General features: G+C 44.2%; 12 protein-coding genes. 6 read left to right on the plus strand and 6 right to left on the minus strand.

Features of this window, described 5'->3' with window-relative positions; genetic code table 11:
- Window positions 1-500: 500 nt before the first annotated feature.
- The 5 genes from dinG to xthA all read left to right on the plus strand — a co-directional run bounded on the left by dinG (window position 501) and on the right by xthA (window position 4,979).
- Complete coding sequence (dinG, locus tag ACF8OV_RS07440; protein ID WP_203502869.1) at window positions 501-2,576, plus strand: ATP-dependent DNA helicase DinG; 2,076 nt, start codon at window positions 501-503, stop codon at window positions 2,574-2,576.
- Window positions 2,577-2,590: 14 nt separating this feature from the next.
- Window positions 2,591-3,376: a TSUP family transporter gene (locus tag ACF8OV_RS07445; RefSeq protein ID WP_005456200.1), complete on the plus strand. Its 786-nt coding sequence runs from the start codon at window positions 2,591-2,593 to the stop codon at window positions 3,374-3,376.
- On the plus strand, window positions 3,373-3,918 hold the full coding sequence (locus ACF8OV_RS07450; RefSeq protein WP_005456195.1) for a primosomal replication protein: 546 nt from the start codon (window positions 3,373-3,375) through the stop codon (window positions 3,916-3,918). The genes ACF8OV_RS07445 and ACF8OV_RS07450 overlap by 4 nt, the downstream gene beginning before the upstream one ends.
- Window positions 3,918-4,082 carry a pleiotropic regulatory protein RsmS gene (gene rsmS, locus ACF8OV_RS07455; RefSeq protein WP_005456217.1) on the plus strand — a complete coding sequence of 55 codons (165 nt, stop codon included), beginning with the start codon at window positions 3,918-3,920 and terminating at the stop codon, window positions 4,080-4,082. Before ACF8OV_RS07450 ends, rsmS begins: the two co-directional genes overlap by 1 nt.
- A 90-nt stretch (window positions 4,083-4,172) precedes the next feature.
- The gene (gene xthA, locus ACF8OV_RS07460; protein WP_203502879.1) at window positions 4,173-4,979 is read left to right on the plus strand and encodes an exodeoxyribonuclease III; all 807 of its coding nucleotides are present in this window, start codon (window positions 4,173-4,175) and stop codon (window positions 4,977-4,979) included.
- A 97-nt stretch (window positions 4,980-5,076) separates the two neighbouring features.
- Here the strand turns inward: xthA and ACF8OV_RS07465 are convergent, their stop codons facing one another.
- The 6 genes from ACF8OV_RS07465 to ACF8OV_RS07490 all read right to left on the minus strand — a co-directional run bounded on the left by ACF8OV_RS07465 (window position 5,077) and on the right by ACF8OV_RS07490 (window position 12,766).
- Window positions 5,077-7,797, minus strand: a complete 2,721-nt coding sequence (locus tag ACF8OV_RS07465; protein ID WP_203502887.1) for an ImpA family metalloprotease — start codon at window positions 7,795-7,797, stop codon at window positions 5,077-5,079.
- A gap of 146 nt (window positions 7,798-7,943) precedes the next feature.
- Window positions 7,944-8,621, minus strand: coding sequence for an ABC transporter permease (locus ACF8OV_RS07470; RefSeq protein ID WP_005495900.1), 678 nt, complete (start codon window positions 8,619-8,621; stop codon window positions 7,944-7,946).
- Between the two features lie 3 nt (window positions 8,622-8,624).
- Window positions 8,625-9,365 (minus strand): ABC transporter permease, encoded by a 741-nt coding sequence (locus ACF8OV_RS07475; protein ID WP_005456256.1) that lies wholly within the window; start codon window positions 9,363-9,365, stop codon window positions 8,625-8,627.
- Window positions 9,366-9,446: 81 nt separating this feature from the next.
- On the minus strand, window positions 9,447-10,217 hold the full coding sequence (locus ACF8OV_RS07480; RefSeq protein WP_005456273.1) for an ABC transporter substrate-binding protein: 771 nt from the start codon (window positions 10,215-10,217) through the stop codon (window positions 9,447-9,449).
- An 83-nt stretch (window positions 10,218-10,300) separates the two neighbouring features.
- Entirely contained in the window at window positions 10,301-11,071 is a 771-nt protein-coding gene (locus tag ACF8OV_RS07485) for an ABC transporter ATP-binding protein (protein WP_005456207.1), read from the minus strand.
- Window positions 11,072-11,305: 234 nt separating this feature from the next.
- On the minus strand, window positions 11,306-12,766 hold the full coding sequence (locus ACF8OV_RS07490; protein ID WP_203502889.1) for a flagellar sheath protein A: 1,461 nt from the start codon (window positions 12,764-12,766) through the stop codon (window positions 11,306-11,308).
- 456 nt (window positions 12,767-13,222) lie between these two features.
- Between ACF8OV_RS07490 and ACF8OV_RS07495 the strand changes: the two genes are divergently transcribed.
- Window positions 13,223-14,770, plus strand: a complete 1,548-nt coding sequence (locus ACF8OV_RS07495) for a DUF3360 family protein (protein WP_005456280.1) — start codon at window positions 13,223-13,225, stop codon at window positions 14,768-14,770.
- The last annotated feature ends 52 nt before the right edge of the window (window positions 14,771-14,822 follow it).

Genomic DNA, 14,822 nt, shown 5'->3' on the forward strand with positions numbered 1-14,822 from the left:
CTTTTCTTAGTTTGGGATATCCTTTCCGAATTCCCTTTTTTATATTTTTGAGGCCACTTGTTATCGATTCGTAACAATGCATGACCTACAAAATCTGGGCACTAGATTGCAAAAGATTATTCTGCCTGTCAAATTTTCTAAATATAAATATCAAAAAATAAAAATAACCAATAAAAACAACAACTTGATTTACTTTATTTAATTTATTCGATGAACATCTAAACTATCGGCTTGATTTTTCTCAATTTATCATCCTATTAATAATCAAAATTTAAATCTAAAAACAAACTTTAAGGCAATCAAAACAGCATTAAAATCTAACAAATCTACATTTTTGAAGTTTTATATTTTTCATATAATGAAATTATTTGCATTGATATGGAGTTCAATATTTTTTTGTGAAGAAGATCTAGATTCCTTACAAAAGCATTCCGTTTTGTGAACTACTGTACAACTAGTGATGTGTGCTACTATTCGGCTCCAACGCATTTGAGGCCCGTATGCTGACCAGTAACATTCAAAAATCGATTCGCAATAGCTATCAGAACCTACAAGCTCAACTCGATAACTTTGTACCAAGACGAGCTCAAAACTATCTTGTCGCTGAAATCGCAAAGACGCTTTGTGGTCAATATCATAAGTCCAATCGAATACTGGTAGCAGAAGCAGGCACAGGGATCGGTAAGTCACTTTCTTATTTGATGGCCGCTATACCAGTTGCCGTGCATAACAACCGCAAAGTCGTTATCTCAACGGCAACCGTCGCGCTTCAAGAACAGCTAGTGAATAAAGACCTTCCTCTATTCCGTCGTATTACAGACAGAGAATTCTCTTTCATTCTTGCCAAAGGTAGGCAGCGCTACTGCTGCGCAGAAAAGCTCGCAACAGCCAGTGGTGTGGATGGCGGTCAACTAGCGATGTTTGAGACCAAGCCAAAGAAAAAAGACATTGAATTACTGGAAACCATGTATCGCTCACTCGCTCAAGGGAAATGGGATGGTGACCGCGACGCTTGGCCTAAACCTATAGACGACCGCATCTGGCAATTGATTGTCAGCGACAAACACAGCTGCAATAACAGTTTGCCAGGTCACAGAGGGTGCCCGTTTCAAAAGGCTCGCTCTGAACTGGACAAAAATGATGTGATCATCGCGAATCACTCTCTCGTTATGGCTGATGCTGACTTAGGTGGTGGCGTAATCTTACCAGAGCCAGAAAATACGATTTATGTCTTTGACGAAGCTCACCACCTGCCTCACGTCGCCCGTGATCACGCTTCAGCATCCGCGAGTTTAAAAGGCGCAGCAGCGTGGCTAGAGAAGCTGAATCAGTCAATCAGTAAATTTTCATCACTGGCTGATGAGAAACGTGTCGCTCGATTCCGCAATGACTTGCAAGACTCGGTGCAAAACTTAATACCTGCGCTCACTCAACTGACTAAACAGTTCGACCCATCTCAGTTTGAAGAAGGCATCTACCGCTTTGAACATGGCGAACTGCCAACTTGGCTAGAAAACCAATCTAAAGAGCTAAAGCAGTTCAGCAAGAAAGCAAACCAAAGCGTCGCGAAAATCGCCGATCTTATCGCAGAAAGAGTCAAAGATGGCGAACTCGCGGCAAGATTGGCCGAGCCTGCGCTCGCTGAACTAGGTTTCTATATTCAACGACTAGAGAACCTCGCTCAAGTTTGGCATTTGATGGCAGAGCCAACACGAGAAAAAGGAGCACCTTTAGCGAGATGGCTAGAAACTCACCCAGATCGTGAAGGCGATTTTATTGTGAGTGTCTCCCCTCTTGAGATTGGATGGCAGCTAGACCAACAGATTTGGAGTCGTTGTATTGGTGCCGTATTAGTTTCAGCAACAATGCGAGCGTTGAACTCTTTCCACTATTTTTGCCATCAAGTAGGCATTGATGGAAAGCCAGAATCTGGGACTCAGTTTTTGGCACTCGCTTCGCCTTTTGATTATCAAAACCAAGCTGAGTTACTCATACCTGCAATGAAGTACGAACCATCGGCACCTCAATTTACTGAATATCTTATTGAGATCTTGCCTAAGTACTTAGAAGACAAAAAGGCCAACTTGGTATTATTCTCCTCATACTGGCAGATGAACCAAGTCGCAGAAGCGCTGTCTTCAGAGTTCATAAAACGAGGCTGGGTTTTGCAAGTACAAGGCGAAAGTTCTCGTCAAGAAATTCTAAAAAAACATAAAAAGCTTGTAGAAACAAACAAAACCAGCGTTCTCTTTGGTACAGGAAGCTTTTCGGAAGGACTCGATTTGCCAGGAGAGTTACTGGAAAACTTAGTGATCACCAAAATTCCATTTGGTGTTCCTACCTCTCCAGTAGAACAAGCGCATTCAGAATACATAGAAAAGAAAGGCGGCAACCCGTTTATGCAAATCACTGTACCTGATGCGAGCAAAAAGCTGATCCAGAGCGTGGGCCGCCTACTGCGTAAAGAACGAGATTCTGGTAGAGTGACCATTCTGGATCGACGCCTCGTAACCAAACGCTACGGGCAAGCACTTATCGACTCACTGCCGCCATTTAAACGAAAAATAGAATATTAGAAGAATAAGAATTTATGGAAATGATAGAGCCGACAATGCTGTTGGTGTTGGCGCTAGTCGCTTTTGTTGCTGGATTTATTGACGCAGTCGCAGGTGGTGGAGGGATGCTAACCGTCCCTGCTTTGCTGTCTTTGGGGCTTCCTCCTCACATTGCTTTGGGGACGAACAAGTTGGCTGCTACCTTTGCATCGTCAACTGCCGCATTCACTTACTACAAAAAACGCTTGTTCAAACCTCAGTGTTGGGGGCGCGCGTTTGCAGCAACGCTTGTCGGCGCAACATTGGGCACGCTCTTTGTCGATGCCATCAGTACGGATTGGCTAGAAAAAGTCTTGCCTCTTATTATATTAGCCGCTGCGCTGTATACCGTATTCCACAAAACGCCACATTCCCCTCATCAAAGCCCAATACCAGAGCCTTGCCCAAAGCTGCATAAAAAACAGTACCTGCAAGGTTTGTCGATTGGTTTTTACGATGGATTAGCCGGTCCAGGAACTGGCGCGTTTTGGACTGTAAGTTCTATGGCGCTGTACCGTCTCAATATATTGCTCGCCTCTGGTTTAGCCAAAGCAATGAACTTCACCAGTAATTTTACCTCACTTATTACTTTCGCTATTTTAGGTCATATTAACTGGGTGCTAGGCTTAACAATGGGTGTGTGTTTAATGGCTGGGGCATTTGTTGGTGCGCATTCTGCAATTCGATTCGGCTCTAAGTTCATTCGTCCCGTTTTTGTCACGGTCGTGAGCGTATTGGCGATTAAGCTGGCTTATGACGCTTGGTTTGTAGGTTTATCATGAACATCGAACAACTTTCGCAAAGTTTAGAACACATGGCGAATCAAGCCGCGACATTGGATCGCCAACGAGGAGAGCATCACGTTCCGTTGTTTGATGAACGTTTATTTAGCTGCCGTTCTCGCTTACTTACGCCTTGCGTAAAAGAAGCGAAATCGACACTGGACGCGATTATCCGAGAGCAAAACGAAAATAAGCTCACCGCTTTGCGAGCGGAGTACCTCACCGAACGACTCGTAGCGCAAATTGGCGCAATTCAGCGAGAGATTTCTACCACTAAAATTCGTAAGAATGAAATCAAGCATAGCAGCCACTTTCGCAAACCAATTAACGTGCTTTACCAAGAGCTCGCGCAGCATCAAGAATGGGCAAGACGCTTGCGAGAAATGGTGTTAGAAAAGGAACGCGCAGTGGAAACTGCACCTAGTTTTATGCGAGCTGAAGCTCAGAAAGTATTACTGGCGACAGAGCAACGTTTAGCTCGGTGTGAGGCAGCGCTTCTTAAACTAGAAAATCAAATTACACATAGGGAAAAGCACCAATAATGGCAGACCAACCAACCTCTCCTCTTGATGATGCACCAGAAGAGATCAAGCTGGCCGTTGATTTGATCTACTTGCTTGAAACCAACGAGATTGATCCAGAAGTTGCGATTAAAGCATTGAAGATCGTACAAACAGATTTAGAAAACAAATTGAAAGCGCAGTAAAAAGCGCTTTTTTCTTTTGTTGAGATTCATTTTCACTACGCTTTCAGAATGATACCATTCTAGAAAAATACGCCCTCAAAAGGATAAATAATGAAAGTAATCAGCTTTAACATCAATGGACTACGTGCTCGACTGCACCAACTCCAAGCGCTCATCGATAAACACCAGCCTGACGTTATTGGTCTTCAAGAGATTAAAGTGCATGATGAAGCGTTCCCGATTGAAGATGTCGAAGCCATGGGTTACAAAGTGTATTTTCATGGCCAGAAGGCGCATTACGGCGTAGCGATGCTTTGTAAGCAAGAGCCCATCCGCGTACAAAAAGGTTTTCCAACGGATAACGAAGAACACCAAAAGCGCATGATCATGGCGACGTTTGAAAACGAAAATGGTGAAAAAGTAACGGTGCTTAATGGCTACTTCCCTCAAGGGGACAACATTAACCACGAAACGAAATTCCCATACAAGCGCCAGTTCTACAAAGATCTATTGACGTATCTAAACGATCATCACAGCAACGATGAACAGTTGATTGTTATGGGTGATATCAACATCAGCCCTATCGATTCAGATATCGGTATCGGAGAACCGAACCGTAAGCGTTGGTTGAAAACGGGTAAATGCTCTTTCCAACCAGAAGAACGTGAATGGCTGAAAACGTTGTTAGATTGGGGCTTTGAAGATACTTTCCGTAAGCTCTACCCAGAAGTGAACGATCGCTTCTCGTGGTTTGACTACCGATCTCGCGGCTTTGATGACAACCGAGGCCTACGAATTGATGTGATTTTGGCGACTCCTTCTCTCGCGCAAAAATGTATTGAGTCGGGTATCGATTATGAATTACGCGGTATTGAAAAGCCTTCAGACCACGCGCCAATCTGGTCGACATTCAAGTAATACATTGCAAAGCAATAACCGTGACTCAACGCTAAGATAAATCTAGTAAAAAGGGAGACTCAGTCTCCCTTTTTCATGCACGTTATTTTCTACTCAGCTAGTTCAGCGGCCAAACCGTTTGACCATCAATACTTACTGGCGTTTGAGCGAATTCGTTCAGACAGTAGCCAGTATTGCTACTTGCAAAGTAAGTGAGAGGCATCGGCGTCAGATTCAACGCAACAACTTGTTGCTTCGCTTTTTCTGAGAACGAGAATCCCCACATGTCGAGATAGTTAGTCATATCTCGCTGAGCCACGTAACTTAGGGCAATGAGCAACCAGTCATTGTTTGAGATGCTGTTCGCTTCATCTTTGGTATACATCGAGAAGCCAATGCTTGATTGTTTCGCATTCCACAGTGCCTCATCTGTTTTCAAACGATTAAACTCACGCTCAATAAGATGAAGTCGCGCCAGTAAATGCCAACCATTTTTAAGCACACCTTCGTGCTGAGTTGCCATCATCATTTGAATGTAAACGCGAGCACCCCAGCTCCAACCCGTTTGGTTTTGCTCCGCCATATAAGCATTTGGATCGCTTTGTGTTCGACTGGTTTGCAACAGTTCAAACTGACCTTTGAAATCCAAGCTTTGGCAGGTTGATTCCTTACCCGTATTTTGGAAGAAACGAGACTTGCTGTAGTAGGAGTAGTAGTTGGTCGTCGAATGCCCTTCCCAACCCGCGAATCGGAATCGTCCTTTCTCTAAACCGTGGCCTAGCTCATGCAAATCACCGTGACCTAAAGGACTGAAGGCCCAATAAGCATCGTACGGGTTACCAGAGCAGCCATAACCACAAGTGGCTTGGTCAGCATTCATGTGCTTAACCATATCAATATTGGCAATTTCCCAGCCTTGGTTTTGAGCGTATTGAATAATTTCAGGTACTTCGTCTATACCCGGCCCTTGGAAACCAGCCAGAACATGCGGGTAGTTATGAACATATTCTTCCGTTGCAAGCGCCATTTCCGCAGGGGTAGACCACATTTCATCGTTGACCGACTCTAACATCTTGTCACGCTTTGAGTGCACTTCAAACCCAGGGGTGATCAGCTCGGCCCAATCAAACAAATTGGCTTCTAGCTGCTGAATAAAGGTGTCGTTGTCCTTCTCACTTCTCCATACAGGATGCTGTGCCACATGGTTAAATCTCAGTTCAACCGGAATATCATTTTTGTCAAAGTGAACCTGTACTGGGCCGCCATAAGGAGAAGTCAGCGTGATGGTTTCACCCGCTTTGACTTCGTAAGCAAATGAAGTCAGCAGTTTAGGTCGAGTATAACCGTCTTTACTGAACTCATGGGTCGCTCCACTTCTTAAGCTATTGATGACAATTTTTGTGGTCACATCATTGTTGTCTTTACGCGTTACCGTGAAAGTCTCACCTGGCAGCGCATACACTCCTGCCGAACGGAAGCTGCGTTTAGACTCCATATTCACCGTAGTATCAATTCTCTTTACATCGGCCCCAAATTCACTGCGGCTGAAGTTTCCCATATTTGGTTGTTTTGGGTTGATGCGACGACTGTTGTATTGAACGTAGTCCGCGAAGTACGATTTCAAAAATTCGGTCGTCCCCGTAGACTGCTTATCCATTGGAAAAGAGGCCGTTTGACGATAATGATCCGCCAATAACACCATCAGCTTTTCGTATTGATAACCATCTTGTTCAAACAACGAGATTTTTTGCTCATCAAGTGATTTCAGCCATTGGCGAATGCTGTTGGCAGCGTCGTAAAACTGACTGTCCATGTTCGCTACTTCTGGGCATGATTTATCATCACATTGGGACAAATCAACATTGAAGTTTTGAGTTTCGAAACGGGACAACAACGCTTGTTGCGTGATGACAGAATCTGGCACAAAGTTCATCAGTGATGAAGGTGCCCAATCGACCAAACCTAACTTACGCCAATAGTTGTCCCCCACGTAGTCAACATGGAATTTTGCCAAAATGTCTCGGCCAAGATCGGTCAGCCCACCGTCCCAATGCAGATACAAAACCGGAATTTTAGCTTGCTCGGCATAAGCCAGCGCATCTAATACCTGTTGATTGGTATCTCCTGACAGCAAATGTTGTGACAGAATCAACAGGTTTGGCTTATCGGCTTTCAAGCAGCTAAGTAGTTTTGAACCGTCGCACAGGTTAGCTTCATTAAATGTCAGGTCTGGTGAAATATTGTTATTTAACCAACTGCGCGTCGCTTGCTCATCAGGAAAGTAATAAGACTGATCCATTTGCGCGATGACCACGTTTGAAGTAGCTCCACCTGACAACCAAGTAACGAGGTTTTTTAACCATTGAGTCATTGCCGCATTAGAAGAATCAGGAAAACGTTGTGCGGTTCGAAATGGGTTACTGCCTAAAACAGCATAACGCTGGCCATTAGTTTGCTCACCAGCAATACCAATCGACAACGCTTGGTCTTTGTAGCCACTCGCCATCGCTTTATTGGTCATCAATATGGTGTCGTTGAATCCATAGGTAGGAGCAAAAATCGCGGCATCATGCGTCGGATCCCAGTAAAGACCCGAAAGATTTTTTGCTATCGCAGATTTGATCGCATTCGACTGTTTCTTGTGCGCCTCAACAACTTGACGGCTTTCACGAATGAAGTCATTTGGGTCAGAAACCAATAGGGCATTGCCCGTTTCTAGCGCTTGTTGAACAGGAACTGGAGTTGGTGTGACTTGACTGTTTGATTGTGACTTGCTCTCTCCACCACCGCATCCGGTAGCAACAGCGGCAAGACCCAACGATATAATTGTTTTTTTCATATTTCACTTATTAAACAAGGGTTTTGCCGAAGTGTAATGTAAGCGAACGAGGGAGCGAAATAGTCTTGTTGATAAATCAGAAAAGTATGAATGAAGGTATCAAAAATAGAATGGTACCCGTAGGTACCATTACTTAAATACATGATTTAGCTCAGAGGACGCAGGTACGCTAAGAAACGTTTTTCCGCGCGTTTAAAGCACCAAAGAATGATAAACGTAAGCGACATATAGAAAAGTCCAGCCGTCAAGAACGACTCAAATGGTGCGTAATAACGAGAGTTAACTAAGCGCGCTGCACCAGTTAAGTCCACGATGGTTACGATCCCTGCAACCGCACTGCCGTGAAGCATGAAGATCACTTCATTAGAATAAGCAGGTAGTGCTCGGCGTAACGCACTTGGCAAGATGATGCGTTTGTAAGTCATAAATTTACTCATGCCATACGCTTTTGCGGCTTCCACTTCGCCTTTCGGCAAACCGTTAATCGCACCACGAATGATCTCTGCCGTATACGCTGATGTGTTTAGTACAAACGCAACCAGAGCACAAAACCACGCGTGTTCCCATAAGGTATCTTTCACTGGGAAAAACTGATCCATGCCATAGTAAATCAGATACAACTGAACAAGCAGTGGCGTTCCTCGGAAAAAGTAAATGAATCCCCAAGAAGGAAGGCTCAAAGCGTAGTTGGTACTGTTTCTCGCAATGGCGAGTGGAACTGAGACGCACAAGCCAATCACCAATGAAATGCCCACCAGCCAAACGGTCGTCCAAAGCCCTTGAAGGTAAACAGGGAAGCTTTCAATAATCAACGAAAAATCCATTACTTACCTCGCATGAATACTGAATTTGCGTTCAACGAGTTTTAACAACCCCGTCGAAATACTGGTGAAGAAAAGGAAAATCAGTGCAACGGCCATGTAGAACGTGAACGGCATTTTGGTTGTACCAGCCGCCAGAGAGCTCATTCTCACCATATCTTCAAGCCCGATAATGGAGACAAGCGCGGTGGTTTTTAACAATACCAGCCAGTTGTTACCAAATCCCGGTAGTGCATGGCGAATCATCTGAGGAAGAAGGATTCTTCTGAACGACAACACTGGGCTCATGCCATAAGCTTTTGCTGCTTCCAACTCACCTTTATCGACGGCCATGATCGCACCACGGAAAGTTTCCGCCATGTAAGCTCCAAAGATAAAACCAATTGTCAGCACACCGGCAATAAACGGGCTCACATCAATGTAGTCAGGTAAGTAAGAAGTCCACTCATGATTTGGGTCGCTAGATGCAAACCATTCATTGAGCGTTTCGTTGATGGAATAGAGGCTATTGTTTAAAAGTATTTGCCCACCAAAGAAAATCAACATCATCAGAACTAAGTCTGGAATGCCGCGAATAATGGTGGTGTAAAGTGTGGCAATTGCTCTTGCCCATTTGTAGGGAGCAAGCTTAGCAAGCGCGCCAAGCATTCCCAATATCACCGCAAGCAGTAGTGACAGCACAGCTACTTCGATGGTTACCAAAGCCCCTTTAAAAATGGAGGCTTCATATCCTTGTAAATCCAGCATAGGTGAGTTCCTAATCCCTAAACTCAAAAAATCGACCGTTGACTACTTCTAGGAACAAGCCAACGGTCGCTTAATTACCGCTTATTCGCCGTAAACATCGTAGTTAAAGTACTTGCCAGCAATTTCTTGGTAAATACCTTTATCACGCAGTGACAAGATTGCCGCATCAAGTTTCTTCGTTAGATCTTTATCTTGTTTACGTACAGCGATACCGAAACCTTCACCGAACCATTTCGCATCAGTCAGAGATGGGCCAACAAATTCGTACGCATCACCACCAGCTTTGTTCAATACACCTTCCTCTAGAGCAGATGCATCGCCCAAAACTGCAGCAACACGGCCGTTCGCAAGGTCTAGGTACGCTTCGTCAAAAGAGCCGTAACGTACAATTTCAACTTTGTCACCGTAGTTGTCAGTCAGGTATTTATCGTGAGTTGTCGCGCGTTGAACTGCGATTTTTTGGCCATCTAGATTAGCAAAGTCTAGGTTTGCACCTTTCTTAGCGATGAACTTATTTGGGATCAGTGCGTATTTGCCCGTGAAATCCACTTTCTTCTTACGTTCTTCGGTAATCGACATTGCCGCGATGATCGCATCGTATTTACGAGCCAATAGAGAAGGAATAATGCCATCCCAATCTTGTGCAACGATCTGACACTTCACTTGCATTTCTTCACACAGCGCATTGGCCATATCAACATCAAAGCCTTTTAGAGAACCATCGGTTTCTGTCCAGCTAAATGGAGGGTATGCGCCTTCAATGCCAAAGCGAACTGTTTTCCATTCTTTCGCTTGAGCAACACCAGACACTGCCGTTGCAGCAAGAGTTGCTGCCAATAACCACTTTTTCATTTCCATACTCCTGTGATTGCTATTTTATTTGGTTTTGTTCGTTGTGCTTACTTAGGAGGCAAAACTCTGCCGCCTAATGAATATTAGTAGATAGATGAGATAAACTGCTGTAATCGCTGAGAATCGGGGTTAGTAAATAGCTTAGCTGGATCTCCCTGTTCTTCCACTAAGCCTTGATGCAAGAACATCACATGATTTGAGACGTCACGAGCAAACGCCATTTCGTGCGTCACCACCAACATGGTTCGCCCTTCATCTGCCAAATCTCTCATTACCCCTAGCACTTCCCCAACAAGCTCAGGGTCAAGCGCAGAGGTAGGCTCGTCAAACAGCATAACTTCTGGATCTACAGCAAGGGCACGAGCAATCGCAGCACGCTGTTGCTGACCACCAGATAAATGACCTGGGTAATAATCTTTACGCTCGTAAAGGCCGACTTTTTTCAGTAACAACTCTGCATTTTCAATTGCTTGAGCTTTCGGCACTCCAAGAACGTGGACAGGTGCTTCGATGACGTTTTCAAGAACGGTAAGATGAGACCAAAGGTTAAACCCCTGAAAAACCATAGCTAAACGCGAACGAATACGCTGAACTTGTTTTTCGTTGGCAGGTACAGATTCACCCGCGCGGTTGTTTTTCATTTGAATAAGCTCGCCGTTTACCCAAATTTCACCAGCGGTCGGTGTTTCTAGTAAGTTAATACATCTAAGAAAAGTACTCTTGCCAGAACCGGAAGAGCCAATGATGGAGATAACATCCCCTTTGTGAGCGGCAAGTGAAATGCCTTTCAGGACTTCATTCTGTCCAAATGTTTTGTGCAGGTCTTTTATATCTAGCGCTGGTACATCATTCATGCGCTCTACTCCCTGTGTTTTTGTCACTGCAATTAAGGGACTCCGCCCTCTCTATTTCGGAACAAATTAGCACCACCCCTAGAAAGTTGCAACAAATTATTAACCTAAATAAATCGAATAGATAGATACGATAGACAAATGAATATGCAATATATAGCAACATATTCTTTTATTCGTGAATATAGACCACAAAAAAGCCCCTCAAGTGAGGGGCTAAATAAATTTACAAAAGTGTTAATTGCTTCTCTCTAACATCAGCGTCTTAGTTTGAGCAATGCGATTCATCGTATCTCTAACTTGTTTCTCATTCATTACGATACCGAGTACATCTTTTGCCGTATCAGCGCCATCACCATTGGCAAAAGCAGTGAGAAAATCAGCAGCTTTAACGTCTGCTTTTTCATCGGTAAACACATAGCTCTGAGTAATTAACGAGTTATTGGAGATAACTAAATCACTTCGAGCACCAGAAGGAACACTAGAGTAATCTAAGTCAGGAACGACGATACTTCCTTCGATCAACGAGTAAACAGAATGGCGAACAACGTATGGCGTTGCACCAACCATCGTACCTTGCTGATAGCTCACGCGTTGTAACCCGTTTTCTTGGCCTAAACCAATACTGTCAGTTAGATCAACAACACTGTTTGATACACCTGGTTTCGTGTTCTGGGTATCCGTTACTGAAAATAGAGAGCGGTCATCAACAACAATGCTCCAGTTTTCAGAAACTTTGTCTGTGTATGCAGCTGTCCATCCAGGCGTTGCAATCGTGCCTTCTACACTGAATGTCCAAACATCGCCTTTCAATGCATCAGGGTGATAAAACGCACTTGTCTTTGGCACTTCAGCTAAACGGTAAGAAAAGTTTTTGTAGATTGTATCAATATCTATCTTAGAAAAATTGATACCCGACGTACTGACCATAGGCATCGAAGGCGTTCCTGCAAAGACCATGCGTCCATCAGTCCAGTCTTCAAAACCATATTGGTACAAGGAAGAGCGTGAAGCAGTGCGGTATTGAGCTACCATCGTTTTTTCGGTACTAACCGCTGGTAAACTTTCACCCTTGGTAAAGCGCGATTCGTTCGCCGTTACAGTTTCTAGCTGGGAATCAAAGTAGAACGTCGAATATGGATTGCCTGAAGCATCTTCCGCAGTCTTGTAGTCCAAGTTCGTCTTATTGACTTTTGAATCGTTATTTCCCGTCAGACAGCTCGTATTACTTACGTTCGCATCTGCAGATAGGTATACGTTTCTCAAAGAGGACTCAGATTCCAAAAGATCTTTTGAAAAGGTAATCGCGTTAATAATAGTGCCATTCACCTCTTGAACAGTAACACTACCGCCATCTGGAATCGTTTGCAGAATAATCGTCAATTTGTCATTGCTTGCTGTTACCAAATCACCAACGCGGTTACCCGATGCATCAGAGTAATAAGCTGTTAACTGAGTGTCTAAAACACCACCCAGCTTATGGTAATTCAATACTTGCTCAATGTTGTTTGACTCAAAGCGATCGTAAATCGTACAAGTACCGTTACTTGAAAGCGCTTGTGTCTTTGGCGCAACAAAAGTGAAGTTAAATGCAGTTTGAGGTGTACCGCCACCGCCGCCACCTCCACCACCGCCGCCACAACCGACCATTAAACCTGAGATAATTGCCACAAGTGGCAGTACTTTAAGCTGTTTCATGTCTTCTTCCTAAACTGAGCGGCAATGATTAGCCAAAAAATCGTCGTTGCTCGGTACAAAGCAAGAATAAAGCCAGCTTTATATAAACATCGTGAATATTGATCATTTAAGGGTGACTCATGCGATGTAGGGCAATAAACTCTAATTTTATGCAACTTGTGTAATGAAATTACACACTAAATAACCATCTCATTCGCATACCAGACACTTTCTGTAGTTTTATTTCACATCTATTCTTAAAGTGATCTAAATCAATCACCCTAAATGGCTATCTTGCTAGACTCCAGCCAAAAGATGAGGAATTTTTTGTGCCTCAACACAACAAGTTATTAGCTATGCTTAGGCACGACGTCGACGTGTAACAAATCTAATAATAGCTAGCATAGGACGTGCCGCAGGATGCGGAATAACACACTTGAATGAATAATTCATAACTTTTAAATATATGAGGAATCTATGTCAGACGCAGTTAACAAAGCGCACTCTGATTCAGATATCGAGACCAAAAGCTACCGTGAGCTTCATCGTCCATCATCTGAGTTCGCGAGCCGTTCAGACTACCTAGACCACGAACTACAAATCATGAAGCCGCGTCGTTTCGGCTTAAACTTGCCAGGTCGTGACTTCCGCTTTGAGCTTGAAGACCTTGTTCCAGCACTTGCTGGTACTATCGGCATTATCGCAATGTACTCTGCGGTAATGATGTCTTGGGCTGAAGGCCTTACTGCAGCATGGGACCACGTTAACTTAGGCAAAGATTTTGCCATTGAAGTTGCGCGTGTAGAAATGCTAATCCCTGCACTACTTTTCTGTGTGCTTGCTTCTGGCTTTATCAACCCGAAAGCCAACTTGGCAGGTAACCACGGTCCAATGATCCCTCTTATTGGTACCATCGCTCTCGCTGGTGCTCACCCTCTTGCATTGGCAATTCTTATTGGTGTATTCGGTCTTCTACTTAGCTTCTTGAAAGGCGGTTCTAAACTGGTGAACCTCACCTCAGAGGGTACAGCTGGTGGCTTGCTCATTTTCTTGGGCTTGACGGGGACCATGAGCCAAATCAACTCGATTCAAGAATGGGCAGTTGGCCTACAATCTTCAACTGTTGAAGCTGGCAGCATGGGTTACGTGGGTCTGATCGTGCTTGCAGTGACTATCGCACTATACGCTTTCCTTGCAAAAGTGAACAAACGTTGGCTTGCGATTCCAGTGTGTGCTTTCACAGGCCTTATTATCGCTCTAGTGCTAGGTGCTGGTTTTGACATCAAATTCGTCACTGAAACTGGTCTACCGAATCTAAACCCTGTTTACTGGTGGGGCAGCACTGAAGAAGGTTGGATGCTCGGTCTTCCTAATATGGAACACTTCATCGCGTCACTGCCTTTTGCAATCCTAGCAGTAGCAATGTGGTCTCCTGACTTCTTAGGTCATCGTATTTTCCAAGAACTTAACTACCCTAAAAAGACTGAAAAAGTACTAATGGACGTTGATGACACAATGACTATGTGTTCTATCCGTCAGATGGTAGGTACAGCGGTAGGTGGTGGTAACATCACTTCATCTTGGGGGACTTACATGATCCCAGCAGCGATTGCAAAACGTCCAATTCCTGGCGGTGCTATCCTTCTTGGTCTTCTGGTGATGATCATCGCGATCCTTGGCTTCCCAATGGACATCGCAGTATGGCCACCAGTAATGCGTGTCGCTCTTCTTGTAGGTGTATCTCTACCTCTACTTGAAGCAGGTATGCAAATGGTGAAAGACTCTAAAGACTCTCAAGCAGCGGGTATCTGTATTTTCGGTTCTGCCGTAGTTAACCCTGTACTAGCATGGGCATTAACAATGCTACTTGATAACAACGGTCTAATTGGTGACAAAGAGCGTGCAGCTCGCCTGTCATTCGTAGACAAGATTGTGATCCCAGTAGGTGTACTTGTTATCTGTTTGGTCGCTATGCTTGCAGTTGGTATGCTAGAAGGCCAGTATGGCATCAAAGCTTGGCTGTAAGGCTAATTGTTCAAAAAACGTGTGGGTAGCGCTTGTCGCTACCCCATTTTTA

Source organism: Vibrio sp. GLN_1, from assembly GCF_043106015.1.
Taxonomy (GTDB): domain Bacteria; phylum Pseudomonadota; class Gammaproteobacteria; order Enterobacterales; family Vibrionaceae; genus Vibrio; species Vibrio parahaemolyticus.